Genomic DNA, 24,162 nt, shown 5'->3' on the forward strand with positions numbered 1-24,162 from the left:
CAGCGCTTCTTGCCAGGCAGCAAAACGGCGACTTGGTGTCGCCGTTTTGTTTTCGGTGCACGCAGCCCAAAGCTTCAGGTCAGTATCTGCACGATCTCAAGGCCAATTTCATAGGTCAACCCAGCTTCGATCTCATGGCAGCGACGTACCTTCACCCTGGCTGTCATCGGCGGTACCGCCTTGCCACCGTTGCGCGGCGGCATCACCGTCACCTCTAGCTCCTCGTCGTGGCGGGGCACGAAGTTGCTATGTATCGTGAGGCCGCCAACAGAAAGGTCAGTACAGGTGCCGTAATAGCTCGGCCCGATATCCAGAGTGCGGATACGCGCGGGACAGGCTACCGGAACGCGGCGGGCTGTACGTTTATCGCGGCTCATGGCCGGCCTTTGAGTTGAATTCGCATGCTTTGCAGGGATGAATGGCTCTCTCCATAAGCATAATCTGAAAAAGTCGCATCCAGAAACATTACGATGCAGACAAACGCCTGTCATGCGCTTGAATCGCTGAAAAACTGCAGTTCAAAGCGGGATCCAAGTGCCTTTTCAAAGAACAGCCATGCTTTCGCCTAGGACGTTACAGCGGTTGCAGTCGTGACGGTGGCACTGGGCGTACCAGTAGCCGAGACTCCGCACCACCTCTCCACTGGCCCACACCATGCTACTTGCACTGATCAGCCCCCTGGCGCTGGCTGCCCACCCGCTGCCACCCTATACCGCCGCACTGGCCCCCTTGCCAGACCGACCATTCCGCGGGGTGGCCCTGATCAGCCGGGCGGGCGCCACCCTATGGCAATACCAGCAACTCGCCGCTGCAGATCTGCCGCCGCGCTTTGTCATCGGCTCGCTGACCAAGCAGATCACCGCAGCCATCGTCCTGCGAGAGGTGGATGCCGGCCGCGCCCAGCTGGATGCACCGGTAGGCAAGTACCTTCCGCAGCTCGACCCTGCCTGGCGTAGCCAAGTCACCTTGCGCCAGCTGCTTGACCACACAGCGGGCCTGACGGGTGACGCTGGCCCACCCAGCACCCCGCCCGGCAGCCAGTTTGCCTATTCCAATCGAGGTTACGATCTGCTGGGCCAGGTAGCGGCCAGCAGCAGCGGGCAAAGCTATGCACAACTGGCCAAGGAAGTATTCCAGCTGTGCGGCATGCACAGCGCCGCCATGCAGGACCAGCAGCCCAGGCAGCCAGGCCTGCATGAACAAGAGGATGGTGCACTACTGCCAGGCAAGGGCGCGGTCGCCATCGCCTCCGGCGGCATCGTTGCCAGTGCCGATGACCTGGTACGGTGGCAAGCCTGCCTGCACGGGGGCAAGCTACTGTCGTCGGCCAGCTACCGCGCCATGGTCACCCCCAGTAGCGAGCGGCCACATCGCTGGGGCACGCTGGCTTATGGCCTGGGTTTGCAGATCAGCCAGGCCGATGGCTTGCTCGAATACAGCCATAGCGGCTACACCACCGGCTATATCGCTACCCTCACCTACTATCCGGCCAGCCAGACCAGCATGGTGGTATTGGAGAGCACCAGCTGGCGCAGCAGCGATATCGTCAGGGCCTTCGCCCCCCACGATAGCCTGAGGGCCCTGTTAAGACAGCACCTTCAGGCCCCATCGGCAATCAGCCAACCTGGCTAACCTGCGCAACCGCATCGGCCAGCTCATCGATGCGGCTCTCATCCAGGCCCGCCAGATTGATGCGGCCACCGGCCACCAGGTAGATGGCAAATTCATCGCGCAGCCGGGCGATCGCCGCGTCGCTTAGTGGCAACATGGAGAACATGCCCTTGTGCTGGCGCAGATAGTCTGCCGCCAGGCCGCGCTGCGCCAATGCCGTAGCCAGCTTGTCGCGGCTAGCCAGCATGCGCAGGCGCATGGCTTCGAGCTCGGCCTGCCAGTTGGCCCGCAAGTCATCAGACGCCATGATCATGGCCACGATCTCGGCACCATGGTCCGGCGGCATGGTGTAGCTGCGGCGCGCCAGTTCGAACAACTTGCCGCGCACCAGGGCCGGCTGCGCCGATTTCACCATGGCAGCGCCAGTACGCTCGCGATACAGGCCAAAATGCTTGGAGCACGAATACACCAGCAGCATTTCGGGACAGGCCGCAGCCAATACCCGCAAACCGGCGGCATCCTGTTCCAGCCCATCGCCAAAACCCTGATAGGCCATATCGACAAACGGCAGGAATCCCTGTGCCTGCGCCATGGTGGCAATCGCCTGCCAATCGGCCAGGGTCAGGTCCAGGCCACTGGGGTTGTGGCAGCAGCCATGCAGCAGCAGCACATCATCCTGGCCCAAGCCCGCCACCGCCTCAAGAAAGGCCTCGCGCCGCAGGGTGCCTGTCGCCACGTCCAGATAGGGATAGCGCTCAACCGCCAGGCCGGCAGCCTGCATGATGGGGGCGTGGTTCACATAGCTCGGGTCGCTGATCCAGACCTTGGCATGACGCCGGCTGGCGGCAATCAGGTCTGCCACCAAGCGCAAGGCACCGCTGGCGCCAGGCGTCTGTATGGTCACCCAGGCGCTGGCGTCTGCCTCCTGCCCCAGCACCAGCTGCTCCACGCACCGGTTGAAGCGCAGATTGCCCGCCAGGCCGACATAGCTCTTGCTGGGCTGATGGGCCGCAAGCTGCTGCTCCGCCTCGCGCACCGCCGCCATCACCGGCGTATTGCCGGCGGCATCGCGATACACCCCCACGCCCAGATCCAGCTTGTGGGTGCGGCCATCTGCGCGGAAAGCCTCCGCTACCGACAATATCGAATCAACAGCCGCAGGGCTCAGATTCTGGAACATGGGTGACTCCAAGTAAAAATAGGTAAGAAACACGCAAGCGCGCCGCGAGCAAGCACCAGCACGTTGCACCTGCAGAGAGTATGAGCCAGCAGTTGCGCCAACCCTATCGGGACAAACGGTGAGTCAGCACCACGCCAGCCACGATCAAGCCCATGCCCAGCAGGGACGCCAGCGTGGGCACTTCGCCAAACAAGGGCAGCGCCAGCACCGACGCGACTACCGGCGTCAACGCGCCCGCAGCGGCAGCCCGGCCAGCACCCAAGCGCGCAATGGCAAAGGCGTAGCAAAGCGTGGACAGCAAGCCCACACCCAAGCCCTGCACCGCAACGTGGAAACCCAGCGACGCCACCGGCAGGGCCAGCAGCCCGACGGGAGGATGCAGCAGCAGCCAGACGGCCAGCAAAGCCAGCGAGCCACAGGAGATAACGGCAGCGCCCTCCCAGGGGCTCAGGCCAGACTGCTTGAGCGACACCGTGAAGTTGGCCCACATCAGGCTACCCAGCAGGAACAAGCCATAGCCCTGCCAGATATCGCCACTGCCATGATTGAGCAAGAGCATCAGCACCACGCCAGCCGCGATCAAGCCCAGTGCCCGCAGCTTGACGCTGGCCCAGGCCTGGCCGTAAAGCAATACGGAGATGGCCGCCACGAAGAGCGGCAAGGTGCCCGGTATCAGGGTCGCCCCATCGCTGACCGGTGCGTGCCGCATACCCAGGCCGGCCACCAGAAAGTAAGGCAAGCCACTGCCCGCCAGTATGCCCAGCAGATGGCGCAGGGGCACGGCCGCAATACGCCGCCACTGCCGCAGCAGCACAGGCAAAAACACCAGGCCCGCCGGGCCAAAACGCACCAGCGCCAGCTCGTCCGGCGCCAAGTTGGCACGCGCACCGGCACGTAGCGACAAGAAGAACCCCGCCCAGATCAATACCGTCACCACCAGCGCAGCCACCCCCAGCATCACGCCACGGCGCTGCGCATCAAGGGTGTCGACCAGGCCACCGGCAGGCAGCGTCAGGCGGGCATCGACAGGGGTAGTCATGGCAGAACTCCAGCGGGGCGGGGAATGCGCAAATTATCCGCCGCAAGCCAGGGTGTTTATGGGCATAGTTCGCATGGCAGCTCACCGATATTGGCAATATCCACCAATCAACCCCACAATATGAGTGGAAACCACCAAGACTACTCAGACCATGGATCGCATAGATAGGCAGATGCTGCAGTTGTTGCAACAGGAAGGCCGGCTCAGCACGGTAGAACTGGCAGAGCGCGTCGCCCTCTCGCCCTCGCCTTGCGCACGCCGGCTCAAGCGGCTGGAAGACAGCGGCATCATTAGCAGCTACCGCGCCGTACTCAACCGCAAGCTACTGCAGCTGGCCACCACGGTATTCGTCAACGTACGGCTGATGCACCACCGCGAGGATGCCGTCAGGCTGTTTGAAGAAGCCGTCACCACCATGGACGAGGTGATCGCCTGCCACGTGGTGTCGGGCGCTTTCGATTACTTGCTGGAAGTTGTGGTGCGCGATCTGCCCGATTACGAAAAACTGGTGCGCAAGCTGCAGGCACTCAGCATGGTGCAGGACATCACCAGCAACTTCGCCATACGCACCGTCAAGAGCGGCACGCCGCTACCCCTGCCTGGGCAGCTTTAAGTTCTGGTACGCTTAGCGGGGTGGCACAGTGACATTACGTGGATATGGTGCAGATTCCGCTTGAACTGATCACGCGTGCTTGCCGCACAGTTTGCGCCGGAGATTTTTCATGCGCAGGTTGCTGATCGGGTGAGCAATGATGGATCATTGGCAGCCTATTCTACCGATGCCAATGGCAACCTAGATGGCATCTAACACTCACGTCAGACGTTAGGCACTTCATGCTCAGCGATGCAAAAGCACTCCACGCAGACCTTGTTGCTCCCTTACTCGGGTCTCCGGTGGGCGCATCCGAGGAAGACGTTGGCGCGCTAGAAAGCCGCATTGGCCTCAAACTTCCAGACACCTATCGTCAATACCTTGTTTGGATGGGCCGTGACGTCAATGGAATATTCCGTGGCTCGAACTGGTTTATCTCAGATATTGAGTCAAACCGAGAAGTGCTCAAGGACTTGCTGGAAGAAATTGGCTCCCAGTACGAACTCGCGCCGTCGCATCTAGTCTTCTTCACGCATCAGGGGTACATGGCAGCGTGGTTCGATGCCAGCGGCAACGAGGTAGATCCGAAATGTTGGTTCATCCACGACGGGATGCAAGAGCCTGGTATGTCAGGCAACTTCACTGAAGTTCTGCTTGCTGATTTAAAGGGGTTGGCATCATGCCTTCCGCGGTAGGAGTTCTCTAGACACCGCTCCTCGGCCGAAGGCTTGGGGCTGTCGTGGTACTTTGCCCAGACCTATGCGTCGTGGCAGCGCGACACGAATGAAAACATGAATGGGCTGATTGGGGAATTTTTCCCGACGGTGACGAACTTCGGCGAAATTTTGGATGATGAGATTGCCTGGGTGTGAGAACTGATAAACTGCCACCCACGCAAGTGCCTAAATTGGAAAGCGCCACGAGAGACCATGGCGATAACCCGCTGAGCTTATTAACCACTTGACAGTCGCATTGGCACTTTGAAACCGCCAACACTTAATGTGAAATTAGCCCTAAAATTATTATCAAGAATCCGCAGCCCCGTCGACGATCAAACTAAGATAACGCAGCATGCGTTTAGCATCATCCTTGGCCTCTTCCGATGCCCTAGCTCCAAGCCTAAATCCATCTCTTATCGAACTATTATAATGATCTTCATTTTCTTTATGGGCCGTACCGATTTTAGCAATACTGTTTGCCACTTCGACATAGCGCAAAAAAATTTGATCAAACCTCATAGTCTGGCCTTGAACATCAAACCTTGGATATCGATGAATACTCAATCCATTAAAAACACCCGAAAATCTCTCCCCAAGATCAATTTTTCTTGACGCCGTTACTGCCGCCTCTTTATTTCTCTGCCAATAGCAAAGCAAGACGAACAAAGGAAACGCATGAAACTTCTCACTCCCTTGTAAAATCAAAAACAACTTCCGGCAAATACTCTCCAGATCACGAGGGGTCAAATCATACAAACTTGATATTTCGCCCAACATTTCAGACAACTCGCCAATCATATCCCCTTTGTGCGCCAGGCAAATCAACACCTTATCGAGCAGCGCTTTGTTTTGCTCAAATATACCCCGCACGAATTCTTGATTCGACGTTACCGGAAGCTGATACTCCAGTGAAAAAAATCTATTTAAATACTCCCTCCCATCAAAGCTACTTCCATAGACCGCTCTTGCAGAGTGTGATAACGCATCAAGATTCGTGCCAAAAACGAAAAACACCCCCTTAACAGCAAAGGTATGTTTTACATGCTCCAGCAACTCAATTGCGTAAATTGGCCTGCACCGATCCAACTCATCTATAACTATATATAGCGGCAATCCAAAATCTGAATCATTGCATCTTATACGCTCAACTATTTTCTCTAATGCTTTTTTAGTTTCGCGAATTGAGTTTTTTACTGATATATACTCAGCCTCCTGTACCTCAACATAGCTCTTCTCAGAGAGAATCAATTCTTCCGAGGCTTTCTCGAACCCACCTTTAAATCCCTCAATAACTTCACTACCACCTGGCACACATGCCTTCAACAAGGAATTTGCCACACCCCCAACAATATATTTTGAGTAATGAAAGAACATATCCCTAATTGCCACCTTAGTTTCTTCAATCAACTCTTTATCGACCACACTCATTTTCGACAGCTGCTCGACAAGTTCAAAGCAAAATGCCGCAATAGGATTTCCCGCAAAATCAGTCTCCCACGCATCAAAAGTTATCACTGGGTGCGACTTCCTTAGGTGGACTACCAAACCAGCTAAGAAGAAACTCTTACCTTTCCCCCAAGGAGCGTTTACCGCAATTGTTTGCGTCACATCAAGCGCTGCTCGCGTCCCCTCTTCTGCCTCAAGAGCATTGTCAACTAAAGTTTTCCACTGCCTCGACAACTCAAGTCCAAATTTCTTTACACCGTAATGGTCACCGATCCAGCTCTCTACGCCCAACTCCGTCATTGTCGTGCCTTTGCTCAATTGATTGAGCTATCACCATAGGCGACGTTAGAGAGCTCCGGGAAGAAATCATCAATTAATGACAACAATTTGCAAGCCTTCACCGGAGAACAGATCATCGGGTTTCTGCGCGAGGCGGAAGCCGGTGTACAGGTTAAGGAATTGTGTCGGCTGCATGGCTTCTCCGAAGCTAGCTTTTATCTGTTTCGCAGCAAGTTCGGCGGGATGAACGTGTCCGACGCCAAGCGGCTCAAAGAGCTCGAAGCCGAGAATGTCCGCCTCGAACGCATGCTGGCCAACTCAATGCTTGGGAACGAGGTCATCAAGGAAGCGCTGAAAAAAAGTGGTGCCCGCACCAAGCTGGTGTGGTTCCTAGCTGGGCGTGGGCTGAGCGAACGCTAGGCGTTGCGGGTCGTTCGGATGAGCGTGAGTGCCTTCCGCTATCGTGCCAGGCCCGACTGCAATATCTCGTTGCGCGAACGGATCGTCGAGCTAGCTGAGCGCCATCGGCGCTACGGTTCCGGCATGATATACCTGAAAATCCGGCAAGCGGGATGGGCCGTGAACCATAAGCGTGTAGAGCAGCTTTACCGCCAAGCCGGTCTTCAGGTCAGACGGCGAAAGCGCAAGAAGGTACAAGCACAGGCAACACACCCAAAAGTAAAAACCCCTCTCCATCTAGAGAGGGGTTTCCATCGCCCCTACCTTGAAGCAGGCAAGGCGCAAACCAGCATCACCGCAGCGGCGGTTTTATTGCTCGTTCAGGCGGTAGGGCGTCAACGTCATCACCACATTGCCGCCTACCCCCGCCCAATCGGTATAGGTACGGTTCTTTTCCAGGGTGTAGAACGCGTCCATATAGTCGTCGTCATTGGCGAACCAGTGGCTGGGCATGGCTTGCACAATGGCGTTAGCCACCGTCGCAATGATGGCGAACTCCGGCTTGAACACACCCAGTATCTTCTCCACGCCCGAGGTCAGCGCCAGTACCAGGTCTTTGTAGTTGGTATTGTCGTCATGCTCGTAGAACAGCACATTGGCTGCGGCATAACGGAAATCCGCCCACTGGATCAAGATCTGGTTGGGGTTGTAGGTGGTGCCCGAGTAATCCAGGTAGGGCATGTCTACCGCCACAATCTGGGCCTTGGCCTGGTCTGGCTGAACGCCCGACACCAGCGCGTACACCTCGGCCGCACCCGAGATCCAGGGTTCCTGGTCGTCCTTGACCGAGATACGGTCGAGCTTGGCGGTATCGACATAGCCACCGGCCTGCGCCCGTGCTTGCTGGGCCAGCTTGCCCGGCGCGGTCTGCATGCCATGCTGGCGCAAGGCCTGGTTGATCAGCTTGAGGCCGGCACGCATGTCTTCGCGGGCATCGATGTCGGCAACCAGCACCGGCACATTCGGTGCCGAACGGGCATCGAAACGATGGACATTGCCCTGGCGATCGTAGGCCTCGATCACCTTCCACTGCTTGTCGTCACCTGCGGGTTCAAAGGCCACCAGGGTATTGGCCAGGCTGACCTCGGTGCTGGCCGTGGGCTGGTACAGCCGCACTTGCAGCAGGCCATCGCTATAGCCCTGCAGACCCTTGTGGCGCAGCGCCTCCTGATCCAGCCGCTTCAGCCCTTGGCTGTTGACCACTTGCTTGCCGGCAAAGCGCTGCACCCGCTCATACTGGGCCAGCACATTGCGCAGCGACGCAGCCTTGGCCTGTCCGGGTTTGGCTTCGACCTTCATCCGCTGCGCCAGGCTGGCGGCAAAATCGGGGTCGTTCAGCAATTGCGATACTTCATGCGCAGCCTGGCGCTTCACCAGGTCTACCGGTGTAGCGACTGCATTCAGGTCTTCCGCCTGTACACCCAATGCCAGTAGGCAGGCAGCGCCTACCAGGCAACGTCGGGCCAGATGTTTCACACTCATGATTTCTCCTTAAGTTTTTATGGGTACTACATCGGTACGCCTTATCTCTACCAAGCGACCGATAGGTAAAACCTTAGTTGAGAGATCATGACAAATCAATATTTTGATGAAAATAATTCTCGACAGAAAATCCGGAAGGCGCGCCATGCCCGCCGACTGGTGATCACCAAGCATCCAGCCAAGTGCCCGATATATATAGGTAAATAGCGCGCATCATCCTGCCACAGCAGCCGGCCAGGCCCAACTGGTAGAAGTAATGGGCTTTGTCGATAAAACCACGCCACCCATATACATTTGTGTAAATGTATATGGGCATGCTAGTTTTAGCCCCGTGAACTCTGGCCCAGGCCGGCAGCGAACAGAGCAGCTTCCACCAGCGCCTCCGGGCGCTGTTTTTTTCTGTGCCCGCCCCCACCGGCCTGCATACCCGCCCATCCCACACCAGCTCTTGGTGAAATAGTTGGCCGCAAGCTCTAGAATCCGCCCATTCCCCTACTACGGCGCAAGCCAATGCCTCGCCCTGACCACCCTCTGGATGTAGAAGTACTGCAACAGTTCCGGCTGATCTTCCAATCCGTGCGCAAGCATTTTCAGTCAGTAGAGAAGCAATGCGGCATCTCGGGCTCGCAGCTCTGGGCTCTGGCACGCATCGCCCAACAGCCAGGCCAGCGGGTTACCGAACTGGCCCGCGCCATGGCCATACATCAATCCACCGCCAGTAATCTGATAGAAGACCTGGTGCGCCAAGGCCTGATCAGGCGCGAGCGCAGCCAGCAGGATCAACGTGCCGTCTTGCTGCACCCTACCGAGCAGGGCTTGGCCATCTATCAACGCGCCCCGCAACCGCTGCGCGGACTCCTGCCCGATGCCCTGGAAAAGCTTGACCCCGCCGTATTGCACGCGCTGCACGCCCAACTGGAGACCCTCATCCGCGCCATGGGCCAGGATGTCGACCCCAAGGCCAAGCACACACCGCTATCGGATATCCACTAGCGCGCTGGCGGGCTGAAAATAGCACTACCGGAGGGCATGCCGCCCTGCCCAGCCGCCAGCACGCCACACATCCTGCCCCAACCGCACCTTGCATTCGCACTGGCGCCCGCTTGTTGGCATCATGCGCAGCAATTGCAATCCACGAGACTCGCGCATGAAGTACCTGCTCCTCCCCCTCGCAGCGGCCATCCTCACCGGCTGTGCCAATTTATCGACCAGCCAGCCCGGCAGCAGCCTGGATGGTTCGGGCTATCCTGTCGAAGTCTGTGCCCCGCGCTATGCCGGGGTCGCCGCCAGTTGCCAGCTGTCGGGTGCTGGCAGCAAGCAGGTCTGGCGTGCCAACCTCATCAGTGATGGCAAGCTCTATATCGGTGGCGCCCTGCGCGTAGGCAGCGACGGCCGGGTGGAAGCCGCCGGCTGCCAGGTTGCCGACGACGACGCCGTCGTGGTCGACTGCCCCGGCGCCTTGCTGTCTGCCGGCCTGATCAATCTGCACGAGCATATCGACTACAGCTATCAGCAACCGCCGCAACCGCCCAAGCTCACCTGGCAGCATCGGCATGAGTGGCGCAAGCTGCTGCCGGCCGAGCGTGGCTTTGAAGGCGACGCCCCCAAAGATGCCCAGGCCCGTACCGAGGTATCCGAGCGCGCCATGCTGAGGCATGCCCTCAGCGGCACCACCGCCCTGGCAGGCGCCAAGGACTATCGCGTGTTCCTGCGTAATCTCAAGCTGGTGGACGGCCAATTGGCCACGCCAGCAGGCAAGCCCATCACCGACAACACCTTCCCGCTCAACGACGCTCGCAGCATGCAATGGCCGCTGGCCCCCTGCACCCGCGAGCAACTTACCCAGATCAAGTTCGACCCAGCCAATCCCTATGTGCCCCATGTAGGAGAAGGCACCAATGACGGGGCCCGGCATGAGATCGATTGCGTACTGGACGCCATACGCGACAAAGCCAGCCCCAGCGCCTTCATCCACGCCGTGGCTGTTGCCGGGCCACAACTGCAGCGCCTGGCCGAGCAGAAAGTCGCCGTTGTCGCCTCGCCCCGCTCCAACTTTCAGCTCTATGGCCGTACGGCCCCCCTGGCCGAGTTCAAGCAGGCCGGCGTCAATATCGCCCTGGGCACCGATTGGTCGCCATCCGGCTCGCTGACCGAACTGGACGAGGCCCGCTGCCTGGCCCGCTACAACCGCGACAGCCTGCAAAGCCTGTTCAGCGGCGCCGACATCCACCGCATGATGACCGAGAACGCCGCAGCCGCCGTCGGCCTGCAGGGCCAACTCGGCAAACTGGCCGTGGGCGAGCAAGCCGATTTCGTCCTGTTCGATACCGAAGCCCGCCCCTCGCTCAGTGCCATCCTGGATCACAGCGCCTTGCGCCAGACCCTGGCGGTCTTCATCGGCGGCCGGGCAGCCAGCCTGCCTAGCAGTTGGTTCGGCAAGCTACCGCAACTGGAGCACTGCATGGCCGACCCCCGCGACCTGTGCGGCCAGCAGCGCACCATCTGCGGCGCCCACCCGCAGCGCAACCTGGCCCAGCTAATGCAGCAAGCCACCTACACCATAGACGACGCCAAAATCTGCCAACCGCAGCCCACCAATGACTGCGTGCTGCGGTAAGTGCCTGCCATGAACTAAAATCGGTAATGGGGTATGTGCAACTGCACCGGCGCCAGGGCGACCTGATAGCGCCTGGCAGCTAGGCAGCCATTGCGCTCCCCAGCGCCTGTTGCAGCAGCTGAAACACCACCTTGATACGCATCGTCTCGCGCAAATCGGGGTGGATCAGCAGCCAGAGAGACGTTGCGCACTCGGGTAAGGGCTCCCCCACTCGCTGCAATGCGGTAGCGGCATCACCGAGTACGCAGGGCAGTACCGCCAAGCCCAGGCCGTGGATACAGGCCTCCCGCACCAGGCCAAAGCTGCTGGTGCGGTATCCCACCTGCTCCAGTGGCTGGCGCGCCGCCAGCCAGCGCAGGGTGCGGTGGCCGCTGTAGGTGTCGTCCAGCGCAATCCACGCATGGTCTTCTAACGCCAGCGCTGCGGTGGCCGCCAGATAGGGCCGCGCCCCATAGACACAAAAGTCCAGCGGTGCAATACGCTTGCCTATCAGGTAATCAGGCGGTTGTGAGGTGGGACGGATGGCGATATCGGCATCGCGCTTAGATAGATTGGCCGAGCGATTATCGACTTCTACCGTCAGGGTGATCTGCGGATATTGCCGGCGGCACTGCGCAATGATGGGTTGCAGCAGCGCGAGGGCAATGCTGTCTGTGGTGGAGATACGCACCTGCCCGCTGGGGCGCAGATCGCGGCCTGCCACCCGTAACAAGGCCTGGGTAGCCGTGCTGTCCATCTCGGCCCCCGCCCGTATCAGTTCCTCTCCCGCCGCGGTAGCGTGGTAGCGACCACCGCTGCGCTCGAACAGCCGCACGCCCAGGCGGCCCTCCAGCTGATTCAGCCGCCGGAACACCGTTGCATGGTTCACCCCCATACGCCTGGCGGCACCAGCCAGCGAGCCGCTTTCGCCTATCCAGGCAACCAGGCGCAGATCGTTCAGGTCTTCCACTTCTTGCATTTTTGCAAACCCTGCTTGTTGTTATTGTCAATTCTATTGCAAATATCGACATCATAGAATGCAGCCATCCCAACCTGAGCTGGAGACCAACATGAAACAGAATCTGATCAGCACCACCCTTGCCGTACTGTTTGCTGTGGGTACGGTCCACGCCGCAGAGCCCATCTGGGATGGCAACAAGGTGCAGATGGTGAGCGAGAAGCTGGGTGACGGCACCTATGCCTTCTATGCCGACAATGCCCGCGAGCTGAACGCCAAGGGAGGTGCAGCCGCCACTAGCGGTGGCCTGATCGTGGGCAGCAAGGGGGCGCTGCTGGTCGAGACCATGCTCAACCAGCGCCTGAACACACAGGTGCAAGCACTCAGCCAGAAGCTGGGCAAGAAACCGCTGCTCTATGCCGTCAACACCAGCGCACACGGTGACCATGCCTACGGCAATATGTATCTGCCTGCCGCTACCGTCGTCGTCCAACATGCCCATACCCGACGCTATATGGATCATCACCTGGCAGACGACAAGGCCTTCATGATCAAGCACTTCGGCACGGGCCGCGGCATCGAGGAGATCAAAGCACGTACCGGCGATGTGCTGGTACCCGCCGGCGGCACCGTCAGCCTGGATCTGGGCGGCAAGACCGTAGACGTGATGGATTTCGGCTTTGCCCAAACCGGCGGTGACCTGTGGGTGTGGGAACCCCAGGCCAAGGTTTTGTGGGCCGGCAACGCGATCATCGCCAGCAAGCCTGCCCTACCCTGGCTGCTGGACGGCAAGCTGGAAGCCACACTGGCCACGCTGCGCCGCGTCTATGATTTCCTGCCGGCCGATGCGCGTATTGTCCCCGGCCATGGCGTACCCTTGGTCAAGGAAGACCTGAAGTGGCATATCGACTACCTGGCCACCGTGCATGCCCAGGTCAAGGCCGCCGTAGCGCAGGGCCTTAGCCTGGAACAGACGGTCAAGCAGGTCGCCATGCCGGAGTTCGCTGGCTACGCCCTGTTTGGCTGGGTACACCCCGGCCTGAACGTACCCGCCGCTTACAAGGACTTGAGCGCCAGGTAAACACAGCCCAGCAAAAAGGCGGTGCCGGATTCTGGCATCCACACCGCCCTTACGCATTGCGCCCCCTTCACGGTGAGGCCAGCCTGCAATGGGGTAACCCCCAAGCATGGCCATGCAGCCAAGAACCGCTAACGCCTATGCACCACCACGGTATGCAGCCTGCCCACCGACGGCGCCTTGGCGCAGGTATCGGCCGCAGCGCAGCCGCCCTGGCGGCGGTAGCTGCAGCGCAAGCAGGGGTCTACCCGCCAAGCCAGCCAGCCTACTCCCAAGGCAACACCCAGCAGTAGCAGGCCGGCCATGATCATGCTATTGCCCCGGCTCGGTCACAAAGCCCAGCTTGTGCACACCGGCCCGCTGCGCCGCTGCCATGACCTGGGCAACATGTTCGTATTCCACCTTGCGGTCGGCCCGGATATGGACCTCGGGCTGGGGCTGCTGCCTGGCCAGCGTGGCCAGCCTGGCTTCGAATTCCGCCTTGGCGACCACGGCTTCGTTCCAATGAATGGCGCCATCCTGGGTAACGGCGATGGTCACCGTCTCGGGCTTGATCTCATTGGGGGTATTGTCGGCCCTGGGCAGGTCCAGCTTCACCGAATGGGTGATCACCGGCACGGTGATGATGAAGATGATCAGCAGCACCAGCATGACGTCCACCAGCGGTGTCATGTTGATCTCGCTCATCACGCCGCCGCCGCTGGGGCCATCGAAATTGCCGCTGCCGAAGGCCATGATCATCGACCCCCTGCGTGGCTGGGCTTGACGCTGGTCAGCACGGGCTTGCCGCCCGGCTCGGTGCGCACTGCGGGTGCGCCGGTGACAAAGTAGGCATGCAGGTCGTGGGCAAAGCGGTTGATACGGCCCAGCAAGGCATTGTTGCCACGGGTCAGCGCGTTGTAGCCCAATACAGCCGGGATGGCGACCACCAGGCCGAAGGCCGTCATGATCAGCGACTCGCCCACCGGGCCGGCCACCTTGTCTATGCTCACCTGGCCCGAGAACCCGATGCTGACCAAGGCATGAAAGATACCCCAGACGGTGCCCAGCAGGCCCACGAAGGGGGCGGTGGAGCCGACCGAGGCCAGGATGGAGAGGCCAGACTGCATGCGCTCTACCGATTCATCAATGGCGCGCTTGAGGCAGCTGGTCACCCAGTCGCTCAGGGTCAGCTGGCCGTGCAGATCCCCTTGGCTGTCGCGGTGATGCGCCACGGCATCACGGCCTTCTTCCGCCAGGTTACGGAAAGGGTTGTCCTCCCGCGTGCCATCCAGCAGGTGCAGGCCTTCGGAGAACGACTGGGCGTGCCAGAACTCGGCCGTTGCGGCGTGGGCCATGCGGCGCTGCCGCATCTGGCGCAAGGCGCGGGTCACGATCACGTACCACGACACGATGGACATCAGCAGCAGGGCTATGGCTACGCTGCGGGTCACGAAATCGCCCTGCGCCCACATATTGGCAAGGCTGAAATGGTTGGGGTTCATACCAAGAAGTCTCCGGTGTAACAGATCAGGTGGCAGGTACGGCGCGTACCGTCCACTGTGTTGGGCAAATCAGGCGTCCAGCGAAAAATTGATGGGCAGGTCATAGCGATAGGGGATGGCGGCATCCCCCTGCTTGGCTGGCACAAAGCGCCAGCGCTTGACGGCCGCCAGGGCAGCGTCATCCAAGCGGTCGTGACCGCTGGAGCGCTTGAGCTTGATGTCGCCCACCGAGCCATCGGCCAGCACATACACCGAAAGCACTACCCGCCCCGCTTCGCCCAGCTTGCGCGACATGGCCGGGTAGCCCGGTGCCTGGTTATTGAGGTAGCTGGCATTGCTCAGCGGCGGCACGATGGGGGCTGGTGCGGGCTCGGGTGCTGCTGCAGGCTCAGCCTTGGCCACCTCGACCGGCGGTGTCGGCTCGACCGGGGGAGCTGTAATGGCATTGGGCGCTGGTGGCGCCTGCTTGATCGGTGGCAGCGGCGTAGGCGTGGGCTTGGGCCGGACGACAGGCTGGGGTTTGGGCGGCTGCGGGGTGGGCTCGCTGGGCGGCGCCACGACGGGCATGGGCTGGGGCAGCACGACAGCCGTGATCACTTCGGGCGGCTTGATAGGCATGGGCCTACCCATGCCCATGGCCAGCCCGCCCAAGGCAAGCGCGTGGGCACCGCAGACCAGCAGCAAGGGGGTAAAACCAGGGTTCAAGGCGCGAAGGCTGGGCATGAAACAACAATCAAAAACAAAATGAGTTTGCGAAGTATTCTCATTTTATTGAGAATTGTTTTCAATAGCAAAAGAAATTGCTGCCGTGCAACAGATTTGCATCAGCCCTTGGCCTCAACAAAACAGCAGCTTAGCGCCACCCTCTCCAGATCGGTACCCATCATGCATGCCATCCAGGCCCTTGCCCTGCCCATGCGCCGTACAATCAGCGCCATGAGCCATTTGCCTGCCTACCACCCACCCCGCTGGCTGCTCGGCCCGCATAGCGAGACCATCTATCCCGCACTGGCCCTCAAGCGCCCTGCGCCGCCCTACCGCCGGGAAATCTGGCCCACACCCGATGGCGACGAGATCGCGATCGATTGGCTTACTGCCCCCAGCAAGGCCCATGCGCCGTTGCTGGTGCACTTTCATGGCCTGGAGGGCAGCGGCAACAGCCACTATGCCGTGGCACTCATGCAGGCGGCAGCGCACCGTGGCTGGCGGGCAGCGGTGGCGCATTTCCGGGGCTGCGGTGGCCATCGCAACCGCAAGCCTCGGGCTTACCATGCGGGCGACAGCAGCGAGATAGACTGGATACTGCGGTGTTTTCGCCAACAGCATGATGGCCCCATGCTGGCAGCAGGCGTATCGCTGGGTGGCAACGCCCTGGCTAAATGGCTGGGCGAGCAAGGCGCGGCCGCCCATGCCGCCCTGGACGGCGCGGCCGTCATCTCGGCCCCCTTGGACTTGGTCGCCGCCGGCCAGGTGCTGGACAAGGGCCTGAACCGCGCCATCTATACCCGCGAGTTCCTGCGTACCCTGCGGCCCAAGACCCTGGCGCACCTGGCGGCGTTCGAGCAAGAGCTGGCATTTTTAGGCGTGACCCCGCGCGAGATTGCCGCTGCCCGCACCTTCAAGGAATTCGACAACCGGGTGACCGCCCCCCTGCATGGCTTTCGCGACGTGCATGATTACTGGTCGCGGGCCAGCAGCAAACCCTGGCTGCAGCACATCACCGTACCCACGCTTGTCATCAATGCCAGGAATGATCCTTTCCTGCCGGCGGCGGCGCTGCCGGGCCAGCACGAAGTCAGCAGCTCGGTTACGCTGCTGCAAACCGAGCGCGGTGGCCATGTGGGCTTCACCGAAGGGCCCTTCCCTGGCCGTATAGACTGGCTGCCACGCTGCCTGCTGGCCTATTTCGAACCGCTGCTGCCTGCCTGAGCGCCCGCGCAACCTTGCCGGCCAGACACTACAATCGTCATTCAACCTTGAGCCCAACCCTGCCATGCCACAGATTGCCCCCCAGATATTCAAGGCCTACGACATACGCGGCATCGTCGGCAAGACGCTGACCACCGACGCTGCCCTGCTGATAGGCCGCGCCATAGGCAGCGAAGCCATGGCGCGGGGGCAGGCGCGGCTGGTATTGGGGCGTGACGGCCGGCACGCCAGCCCCAGCCTGGCCGAAGCCGTGCTGGCCGGCCTACAGGCCAGCGGCGTCGCGGTAATCGACCTGGGCGTGGTGCCCACGCCCCTGGTTTGGTTTGCCGCCCATCACCTGGAGACGCTATCCGGTGTCATGATCACCGGCAGCCATAATCCGCCGGAGTACAACGGGGTCAAGATCATGCTGGCAGGCGAAACCCTGGCCGGCGATGCCATCCAGGCCCTCCGCGCCCGTATTGAGGCGGGGGATTTTGCCACCGGCGAGGGCAGCTATAGCCAATACGATATCCGCGAAGACTATCTGCACCGCATCAGCAGCGATCTGCAGCTGCAACGCCGCGTCAGCGTGGTGGTGGATGCTGGCAACGGCGCGGGGGGCAGCATCGCGCCTGTTCTATACCGCCGGCTGGGGTGCCGTGTGCGGGAGCTGTTCTGCGAGCTGGACGGCGACTTCCCCAATCACCACCCCGATCCCGCCCGACCCGAGAACCTGGCCGACCTGGCCCACGCACTGGCGGTGACCGATGCCGAGCTGGGCCTGGCTTTCGATGGCGATGCAGACCGCCTGGGCGTGGTCACCAAGGACGGCACCATCATCTACCCCGACCGCCTGCTGATGGCCTTCGCCGCCGATGCACTCAGCCGCCAACCGGGCGGCAGGGTGGTCTACGATGTCAAATCCAGCCGGCTGGTGGCCCCCTGGGTCAAGCAGCACAAGGGTCGTGCCGTCATGGCGCGCACCGGCCACAGCTATATGAAGGCCAAGATGAAGGAGAGCGGCGCCCTGGTCGGCGGCGAACTCAGCGGCCATCTGTTCTTTGCCGAGCGCTGGTACGGCTTCGACGACGGCATCTACGCCGGTGCCCGGCTGCTGGAGATACTCTCCCAGGTCGACGACCCCAGCGCCCTGCTGAACGCCCTGCCACAAGGCCAGAGCACGCCAGAGATACAGATTCCCATGGCCGAGGGCGCCGCCCACGCGCTGATAGACAAGCTCAAGGCCAGCGCCCGCTTCCCCGATGCCGAAGTGATCACACTGGATGGGCTGCGGGTAGAGTATGAAGATGGCTTTGGCCTGCTGCGTGCGTCCAATACCACACCCGTACTGGTGCTGCGCTTTGAAGGCGACGACAGCAAGGCCCTCAAGCGTATACAAGCCACCTTCCGCAAGCTGCTGCACAAGGAACTTGGCACCACCGAACTGCCGTTCTGAGTTCTCCTATGCTGGGCCGGCGCAAACCCGGGCCGGCGTTGATCCAGGCGGTCTTATCGCCGCGCCACCCCACCGAGAGCGCCATGTCGCGTACCCGCAAAGCCCTGCTGTTTTCAGTGCTGTTCCTGATCGTACCAATCGTGATGGCCTACTACGCTCTGCCCAGCGCTTTTGTGGCGCCGCTGCTCAGCCTCAACCGTTCGCTCTCCAGCCTGCAGGAACACACCACCACGGTTGCCGGGCACCAGGTCCATTATCTCGATGGCGGTAGCGGCGAAACCGTCATCCTGCTGCATGGCATCTTTGCCGAGAAGGATCACTGGGTGGACTTTGCCCGCGAGCTGACGCCTGGCTACCGCGTCATCGCCCCTGATATCCCCGGCTTTGGCGAAAGCTCACGCCTTGCCGATCAAAGCTATCAATACGCTCCCCAGGTAGAACGGCTGCATGCCTTGGTCCAGCAACTGGGCCTGCGCCAGTTCCACCTGGCCGGTAACTCCATGGGCGGTACCATCGCGGCGCTATACGCCGCAAAATATCCCGGCGAGGTGCTCAGTGTTGCCTTTATCGGTGCGCCGCACGGCATACGCTCGCCCAAGCTCAGCGAGATGGAACAGCGTGTCGCCCAAGGCGAAGCCCCGCTGATTGCCCGCAACGAGGCCGAGTTCGCCGGCATGATGAAGATGCTGTTTGTGGAACCACCGTTCCTGCCCCGTCCCATCCTGCTCGACGCCGAAGCCAGCGCCATCCGCAATGCGCCATCCAACCTGCGCCTGTGGGAAGACCAGCGACGCGACGGCTATCAGCTGCAAGCCGCCCTGCCCCAGTTGAAAGCACCTACCTTGGCACTATGGGGGGAGCAAGACCGGGTATTCGATATCTCCGGCCTGCCCGTGCTGGGCTCGCTGCTGCCCGCAGCAGAACAGGTTACCCTGCCCGCAACAGGCCACCTGCCCATGATGGAGCGGCCGGCCGAGACAGCCACACGCTACAAGGCGTTTCTGGACAGCTAGCCATGGAGGGCGCGCGTGCGACAGGCGCCAGCTGTGTAAATGGCTGCTTCCGCCACTTTGGCCGACTACTTGTAATCATGTGCCGCCCCCAGTCGCTGTACCGGGCACAACAGGCAAAATTCCATATGGGGCTGCTTGCTAGCATCTATAACGGCGCCTAAGAGGTGCCTAAAAAACTCGGCCTCCACGCAAGGGCCGAGAAAAAATCTCGGCGCAGCACAGCTTGATATGCAAGGCGGGAGTTTCCTCTCGATTAACGCAGCGTTATTACGAAAGGCTACTGAAAGCACCCTCCTGCAGATCAGCGCACTACCGCCCCCATCACCTCCACCCCATGCACCCCAGTCACCCGCCCTTCTGGCACATAGATGGTCTGCACCAACCAGCGCTCCCGGCCGTTGGGCAGCTTGCCCAGGCGGTAGATGATCTGCTCGTGCTGGTCGGGGTAGCTCAGTTTCAGCTCATTGGCTATCGCGGTCCATCGCATGCCATCGCTGCCTGTGCCATCGGCATTGAGTTGCTGGCTGACGGCACGTACGGTAAAGCCCGGTACGATCAGGTGGTCCGGCAGGCCGGCCCAGGTTTTGCCCGCCAGCTCTGCAGCCGTCAGCTCCTGCAGGGCATTGCCGTCGATATAGGCCGCTGGCTGCGCCAGCCTGCCCAGCGGCGTAATGCTTTGCAGCACATTGTTGCGCAGTACGCGATGCTCACCCACTGCTCTGTAGCTGGCCAAATGCAGGCCTGGCAGGCCACGTAGCCGCTTGACCTGCAACTGGCTGTATTCGCGCCGCTGGGTGACGATGACGCCGGTTTCCACTTCCAGCTCGTCGTTGCTGTAACCAGTGCGAGTGGGCAGCGCGATGCCCAGTGCGCCATCACTAACCGCCCAAGGCGCCCCTATCCAGTAGTTGCTCTGGTTGCTCAGGCTACCCTCGGCCAGGCCGGCCAGCCCCAGGCTGATTTCAGCCCCTTCCTGCAAGGCGGTGTAGCTCCCCGGCAGCAGCCGTATCACGCTGTCGTCAACCGCTGGGTTGAGTGCCCGCAGGTAGTAACGGTCGTCCATCAGGCGCTGCATGGCGCCGTCAAAGCCTTCGGCCGGCGTGGCTTTAAGGGCGTTCAGGTGGGCTTGGTAGGCAGTGCTGTTGCGCAGCAGTGCACGGGTATCGGCAAAGCCAGCCGGCAGGCTGGCATCAGCGTCGCCTGCCCGGCGCACAACCGCCGCCATCTCCACCAAGGCCTGCGGGTCCAGCTGCGGTAGCAGGGCTTCTAGCTCGTCGCTGCTGGCCAAGGGCGCGCCCTTGTAAAGCTCGGCCAGGCGGTAGCTGGCAGTATTCAGCTCACTCAGCTCCAACCCAGGCAACTCGGCCGTATCCAGTACGAAGTCGTTCCCGGCCAAGAAGATCAACCCACCCAGGTCGCCCAGCACGGCATAGAGCCCAACCCGACGCCGGTCGCCCACCCCCACCGCCTCCAGCGACACCGGCTCGCTACCGTCGCCGGTTTCCAGCTCGATGCGGTAATTGCCGGCGCTATCGGTACTGGCCAGCACTTCACGCGTGCCTACCTTGGCTATCACGCTGGCTGGCGCAGCCGCCCCCAGGTAAACACTGCCACGCAGCAGCAGGCGGGCACGTATGCTCAGCTCTACCCGGCCGGTCGCCGTATTGCCATGGCCATCGCCTATCACATAGCTAAGCGTCTCATCGCCATAAAAACCCGGTGCCGGGGTGTACAGCAAGCGGCCACTGACGATGGCCACCGTGCCGTTGACTGCACCGCTGGCAGAGATCAGGCGCAGCGTCTCGTTCTCCGGCTCCCTGTCATTGGCCATCACATCCAGGCTGATGGGCACATTCCAGCTACCCGAGTACACATCGGTCACTGCCACAGGTGCGAAGTTACCGCTGCTGGAGCCGCCGCCGCAGGCCAGCAGGGCTTGCAGCAATATCAGGCTCAGCAATGTTCGAAACGGCGGCAGCGACATGAAGGATTCCTTGCTGGACATCAGCGGCGGTGTAACCAGACGAGCTTGGGCTTGCCACTATCGCGGTTGATCAGGGCACTGTAGGCGACTGTCACGCGGCCAAAGCGGGCGGCCACATCCGACTGGACGTACTGACTCTGGATATCCAGCAATCCCTGCTGCTGGAACAGCGTCTGTACCTGGCCCTGCAGCGTCTGGGTGTAGTCGTTCAGTTCAGTGGTGGTCTTGAATGGCTGGGTCTTGCACTTGGTCGCCAAGGCCGTGGCCGCCGTCATATCCATTGTCGTCACTGCCGCAATCACTTCTGCGGGGGCGAAGTTGATATTGATCGGGGTGCCTGGCGGCAAAGCCGTCACAAAAGGCGACAGTGTCTTGATCGTCTCTTCCGAGAAACCCCGCACCAGACGCAGCTCATTGATATCAAACAGCACCCGGTTGGCGGCGCGCCGCGCCGGCTCCAAGGCCAGGTACTCCATGTCCTCGGCGCCGCCGGGGTAGGTAGTCTGCTGGTCGGCATCTATCCAGTCGATCACCGCATTGGCCAGATCGGGCGACAGTTGCTTGGCTGTCAGCAGGCGCTGAAAGGCCGCTACATCGTCGGGACTGACCGTCAGGTTGGGGCCGCGCAGAAGATTGTTCAGATTGAAGCGCCCTTGCAGATCAGTCAGCCGCCCACCGGCCTGCCCCTGCTCCACCGGCAAGGTCGGGATAGGGATGGTCCAAGGCTCCAGCGCATGGTCTACCTGGTTCTGCTGGTTATCATCGCGCAGCGTCATCCGCCCCAGATTGACCGCCGACCGCGCCACATCGCGCGCCTGTGCCAGATCGTGCTGGTTCTCCACCTGACGCATCCACAAGCTATGGCGGAACGCCATAAAGCCGGCCAGCGTGGCCACCAGGGCGGCCACGGCCACGGCGGTAACAATGGCTATGCCGCGCTGCGGCAGAAGGCGGCTACTCATGGCAGGGCAAACATCCGCGTTATGGTTTCACCCGTTTCCATGGTCAACTCGATTTCCACCCCACGTGGTGGCGGCGGCGTGCCCGGCCCTTGCGGCCAGCTCAGCTGCCATTGCCCATTCGCATCCAGGTATCGTGTTTTGAAGGTCTGGACCTTGTCGAGCATGGCGAGGGCCGTGGGGCCGTTACGTGGCGCCAGGTCCAGCGAGTTCCAGAGCAGTAGTTCCAGCTTACCTTCGCGCAGGCGGTAGCCCATGCGGGTCAGTTGCCCACCGTCGTAACGGACAAACTCCAGCTGCGCGCCGTTGAAATCAATGGCCCCGGCACTGCCGCGCAAAGGCGGCTGGGCAACACCGCCCTCGTCACGCCAGGATCGGTCGGCAACCTGGGAGAAGTCTTCCTCAAAACGCGCCAATGCCACGGTCCATTCGCGCCATTTGCGATTGTCGGCATCCATCACCTGCTTGGTGGTGGCCATGCGCGCCACACCCTGGTAGGCGATCACCATCAGCACGCTGAACACAGCCAGTGCCACCAGTATCTCGACCAGCGTAAAACCATGGTGGCGGCTGCCCCTGCCCGCGGGATTCAGCATTGGGTTACTGCGACACATAGCTCACCAGCACTGCGTCGGCATGATTGGCGTCATTCGGCGGATAGACCCGCACCTCCACCCGACGGAAAGCCTTGTTGGGGGTTTCAGAAACCGTCTCGCGCCAGACAAACTCCAGCCCCGCCTGGGTCGCCACCCCTTCGTTGGTACCGGTATCCGGCAAGGTATTCATGGCTGTGTAGTTGGCAATACGATTCTGCGCCACCCAGCCGCCTGCCAGATGGCGCCGCAAGGCCATGGAGCCATCCGTCACAGCCAGTGTGGCACGGGCTGCGGCGGCCAGCGCAATGCCCAGCACGGCCAGCGCAATCAGCACCTCAATCAGGGTAAAACCGAGCGCACGCCTCATGATGCACCCGTCGTCGTGCCTGCTTGTAGGCCAGGCACTTCCAGCGTCATACGGCCCAGGGCATCGGCATTGAGCTTGCGCACGACTTCCCCGGCACGCAGTTCCACGGTAAACGGCGCGTTGACGCCTGACGGCGTAAAGATGACACGGCCATCGGGGGGGAGCGGCAGCAGGTTGACCCGCATATCCGCCACCCGCACGGCCTCGGGCAATTGGCGGACTCGCAGTATCTGGTTGTCCTCCAGCAGTTGCCACGCCCCGTCGGCATCCTGTTTCCAGAAGCCATAGCCCTGCTCGGCACGCCCAAAGGCCAGCGGCGCGCCCGCCGCAATCGCCTCGTCGCGTGCAGACTCCAGCAGCAAGGCCAGCCGCTCGGCCTCGTGCTGCAAGGCATCGGTATCGCTGCGGCTGAAGTTGACCGCCGCCAGCGTGACGATGATACCGACGATCACCATCACCACCAGGATCTCGATCAAGGTGAAGCCGGTGACACGCCTGGGCCTTTGCTGCATGGTGGATTTCAAGATGGCGGCTTAGAGCATCCAGGAGCCGATATCGGCGTCGTGGTTCTCGCCGCCGGCCTTGCCGTCCGCGCCATAGCTGAGGATATCGACTTCACCCTTCATGCCGGGGTTGAGGTAGACGTAGTCGTTACCCCAGGGGTCTTGCGGCAGCTTGGGCAGATAGGCCTTCCAGTTACCCGGAATCTGGCCGGCGGTGGGCTTCTCCACCAAGGCCTTGATACCTTGCTCGGTGCTGGGGTAGCGGGTGTTGTCCAGCTTGTAGAGGTTCAATGCCTGAAGTATGGCCTGCACATCCTGCTTGGCTGCCACCACGCGGGCCTCGTCCGGCCGGCTCATGATCTTGGGTACGACCAGCGCCCCCAGGATGGCGAGGATGGTAATCACAACCAGGATTTCTATCAGGGTGAAGCCTTGCTGCTTGCGTTGCAT

25 protein-coding genes and 1 pseudogene are annotated in these 24,162 nt (G+C 61.1%); 10 read left to right on the forward strand and 16 right to left on the reverse strand.

The features are described 5' to 3' along the window. Positions 1-74 precede the first annotated feature (74 nt). Positions 75-377 (reverse strand): PilZ domain-containing protein, encoded by a 303-nt coding sequence (locus QWZ03_RS05800; RefSeq protein ID WP_290331855.1) that lies wholly within the window; start codon positions 375-377, stop codon positions 75-77. Between the two features lie 277 nt (positions 378-654). On the opposite strand from QWZ03_RS05800, the gene QWZ03_RS05805 reads away from it, so the two are divergent. Next, on the forward strand, positions 655-1,632 hold the full coding sequence (locus tag QWZ03_RS05805) for a serine hydrolase domain-containing protein (protein WP_290331856.1): 978 nt from the start codon (positions 655-657) through the stop codon (positions 1,630-1,632). Here QWZ03_RS05805 and QWZ03_RS05810 read toward each other — a convergent pair. Both QWZ03_RS05810 and QWZ03_RS05815 read right to left on the reverse strand, forming a co-directional pair. Next, complete coding sequence (locus tag QWZ03_RS05810; RefSeq protein WP_290331857.1) at positions 1,616-2,791, reverse strand: amino acid aminotransferase; 1,176 nt, start codon at positions 2,789-2,791, stop codon at positions 1,616-1,618. The two genes, QWZ03_RS05805 and QWZ03_RS05810, sit on opposite strands and share 17 nt — an antisense overlap. 103 nt (positions 2,792-2,894) lie before the next feature. After that, positions 2,895-3,830: a DMT family transporter gene (locus QWZ03_RS05815; RefSeq protein ID WP_290331858.1), complete on the reverse strand. Its 936-nt coding sequence runs from the start codon at positions 3,828-3,830 to the stop codon at positions 2,895-2,897. Positions 3,831-3,981: 151 nt separating this feature from the next. Here QWZ03_RS05815 and QWZ03_RS05820 point away from each other — a divergent pair, with 151 nt between their 5' ends. Together QWZ03_RS05820 and QWZ03_RS05825 are read left to right on the forward strand one after the other, a co-directional pair. Then, entirely contained in the window at positions 3,982-4,443 is a 462-nt protein-coding gene (locus tag QWZ03_RS05820; protein WP_290331859.1) for an Lrp/AsnC family transcriptional regulator, read from the forward strand. A gap of 221 nt (positions 4,444-4,664) precedes the next feature. Continuing rightward, positions 4,665-5,117, forward strand: coding sequence for an SMI1/KNR4 family protein (locus tag QWZ03_RS05825; protein WP_290331860.1), 453 nt, complete (start codon positions 4,665-4,667; stop codon positions 5,115-5,117). 330 nt (positions 5,118-5,447) lie between these two features. Here QWZ03_RS05825 and QWZ03_RS05830 read toward each other — a convergent pair whose 3' ends face one another. Next, the gene (locus QWZ03_RS05830; RefSeq protein ID WP_290331861.1) at positions 5,448-6,887 is read right to left on the reverse strand and encodes a KAP family P-loop NTPase fold protein; all 1,440 of its coding nucleotides are present in this window, start codon (positions 6,885-6,887) and stop codon (positions 5,448-5,450) included. Between the two features lie 87 nt (positions 6,888-6,974). Here QWZ03_RS05830 and QWZ03_RS05835 point away from each other — a divergent pair. Continuing rightward, positions 6,975-7,550, forward strand: a pseudogene (locus QWZ03_RS05835) (transposase); the annotation flags it as partial. Between the two features lie 84 nt (positions 7,551-7,634). Here QWZ03_RS05835 and QWZ03_RS05840 read toward each other — a convergent pair. After that, on the reverse strand, positions 7,635-8,807 hold the full coding sequence (locus tag QWZ03_RS05840; protein ID WP_290331862.1) for a DUF3103 family protein: 1,173 nt from the start codon (positions 8,805-8,807) through the stop codon (positions 7,635-7,637). A gap of 510 nt (positions 8,808-9,317) precedes the next feature. Between QWZ03_RS05840 and QWZ03_RS05845 the strand changes: the two genes are divergently transcribed. Both QWZ03_RS05845 and QWZ03_RS05850 read left to right on the forward strand, forming a co-directional pair. Beyond that, positions 9,318-9,800 carry a MarR family winged helix-turn-helix transcriptional regulator gene (locus QWZ03_RS05845; RefSeq protein ID WP_284198146.1) on the forward strand — a complete coding sequence of 161 codons (483 nt, stop codon included), beginning with the start codon at positions 9,318-9,320 and terminating at the stop codon, positions 9,798-9,800. A gap of 154 nt (positions 9,801-9,954) precedes the next feature. After that, positions 9,955-11,424 (forward strand): amidohydrolase family protein, encoded by a 1,470-nt coding sequence (locus tag QWZ03_RS05850; RefSeq protein WP_290331863.1) that lies wholly within the window; start codon positions 9,955-9,957, stop codon positions 11,422-11,424. 79 nt (positions 11,425-11,503) lie between these two features. On the opposite strand, the gene QWZ03_RS05855 is transcribed toward QWZ03_RS05850, so the two are convergent. Beyond that, on the reverse strand, positions 11,504-12,382 hold the full coding sequence (locus tag QWZ03_RS05855; RefSeq protein WP_290331864.1) for a LysR family transcriptional regulator: 879 nt from the start codon (positions 12,380-12,382) through the stop codon (positions 11,504-11,506). A gap of 91 nt (positions 12,383-12,473) precedes the next feature. On the opposite strand from QWZ03_RS05855, the gene QWZ03_RS05860 reads away from it, so the two are divergent. Further along, positions 12,474-13,442, forward strand: coding sequence for an MBL fold metallo-hydrolase (locus QWZ03_RS05860; RefSeq protein WP_290331865.1), 969 nt, complete (start codon positions 12,474-12,476; stop codon positions 13,440-13,442). Between the two features lie 128 nt (positions 13,443-13,570). Here the strand turns inward: QWZ03_RS05860 and QWZ03_RS05865 are convergent, their stop codons facing one another. The 4 genes from QWZ03_RS05865 to QWZ03_RS05880 form a co-directional block, all read right to left on the reverse strand. Then, positions 13,571-13,744, reverse strand: coding sequence for a hypothetical protein (locus tag QWZ03_RS05865; protein WP_290331866.1), 174 nt, complete (start codon positions 13,742-13,744; stop codon positions 13,571-13,573). A 7-nt stretch (positions 13,745-13,751) separates the two neighbouring features. Further along, entirely contained in the window at positions 13,752-14,180 is a 429-nt protein-coding gene (locus tag QWZ03_RS05870; RefSeq protein WP_308447521.1) for an ExbD/TolR family protein, read from the reverse strand. Then, positions 14,177-14,923: a MotA/TolQ/ExbB proton channel family protein gene (locus QWZ03_RS05875; protein WP_290331868.1), complete on the reverse strand. Its 747-nt coding sequence runs from the start codon at positions 14,921-14,923 to the stop codon at positions 14,177-14,179. Before QWZ03_RS05875 ends, QWZ03_RS05870 begins: the two co-directional genes overlap by 4 nt. A 69-nt stretch (positions 14,924-14,992) precedes the next feature. Continuing rightward, on the reverse strand, positions 14,993-15,646 hold the full coding sequence (locus QWZ03_RS05880) for an energy transducer TonB (protein ID WP_284198138.1): 654 nt from the start codon (positions 15,644-15,646) through the stop codon (positions 14,993-14,995). Positions 15,647-15,859: 213 nt separating this feature from the next. Between QWZ03_RS05880 and QWZ03_RS05885 the strand changes: the two genes are divergently transcribed. The 3 genes from QWZ03_RS05885 to QWZ03_RS05895 all read left to right on the forward strand — a co-directional run bounded on the left by QWZ03_RS05885 (position 15,860) and on the right by QWZ03_RS05895 (position 19,303). Continuing rightward, positions 15,860-16,852, forward strand: coding sequence for a YheT family hydrolase (locus QWZ03_RS05885; RefSeq protein WP_308447085.1), 993 nt, complete (start codon positions 15,860-15,862; stop codon positions 16,850-16,852). Between the two features lie 64 nt (positions 16,853-16,916). Then, positions 16,917-18,290, forward strand: a complete 1,374-nt coding sequence (locus QWZ03_RS05890) for a phosphomannomutase/phosphoglucomutase (protein ID WP_290331871.1) — start codon at positions 16,917-16,919, stop codon at positions 18,288-18,290. Positions 18,291-18,373: 83 nt separating this feature from the next. After that, entirely contained in the window at positions 18,374-19,303 is a 930-nt protein-coding gene (locus tag QWZ03_RS05895; RefSeq protein ID WP_290331872.1) for an alpha/beta fold hydrolase, read from the forward strand. 301 nt (positions 19,304-19,604) lie between these two features. On the opposite strand, the gene QWZ03_RS05900 is transcribed toward QWZ03_RS05895, so the two are convergent. The 6 genes from QWZ03_RS05900 to gspG are packed head-to-tail and all read right to left on the reverse strand — an operon-like array spanning position 19,605 to position 24,162. Continuing rightward, positions 19,605-21,287 (reverse strand): Ig-like domain-containing protein, encoded by a 1,683-nt coding sequence (locus QWZ03_RS05900; RefSeq protein ID WP_290331873.1) that lies wholly within the window; start codon positions 21,285-21,287, stop codon positions 19,605-19,607. Positions 21,288-21,307: 20 nt separating this feature from the next. Continuing rightward, on the reverse strand, positions 21,308-22,249 hold the full coding sequence (gene gspK, locus QWZ03_RS05905) for a type II secretion system minor pseudopilin GspK (protein ID WP_290331874.1): 942 nt from the start codon (positions 22,247-22,249) through the stop codon (positions 21,308-21,310). Continuing rightward, the gene (gene gspJ, locus QWZ03_RS05910) at positions 22,246-22,842 is read right to left on the reverse strand and encodes a type II secretion system minor pseudopilin GspJ (RefSeq protein ID WP_290331875.1); all 597 of its coding nucleotides are present in this window, start codon (positions 22,840-22,842) and stop codon (positions 22,246-22,248) included. The genes gspK and gspJ overlap by 4 nt, the downstream gene beginning before the upstream one ends. A 4-nt stretch (positions 22,843-22,846) precedes the next feature. Next, positions 22,847-23,209: a type II secretion system minor pseudopilin GspI gene (gspI, locus tag QWZ03_RS05915; RefSeq protein WP_290331876.1), complete on the reverse strand. Its 363-nt coding sequence runs from the start codon at positions 23,207-23,209 to the stop codon at positions 22,847-22,849. Further along, positions 23,206-23,721, reverse strand: a complete 516-nt coding sequence (locus QWZ03_RS05920) for a GspH/FimT family pseudopilin (protein WP_290331877.1) — start codon at positions 23,719-23,721, stop codon at positions 23,206-23,208. Before QWZ03_RS05920 ends, gspI begins: the two co-directional genes overlap by 4 nt. Before the next feature lie 21 nt (positions 23,722-23,742). Continuing rightward, positions 23,743-24,162 (reverse strand): type II secretion system major pseudopilin GspG, encoded by a 420-nt coding sequence (gspG, locus tag QWZ03_RS05925; protein ID WP_284198128.1) that lies wholly within the window; start codon positions 24,160-24,162, stop codon positions 23,743-23,745.

This window comes from Chitinimonas viridis (assembly GCF_030409555.1).
GTDB lineage: Bacteria > Pseudomonadota > Gammaproteobacteria > Burkholderiales > Chitinimonadaceae > Chitinimonas > Chitinimonas viridis.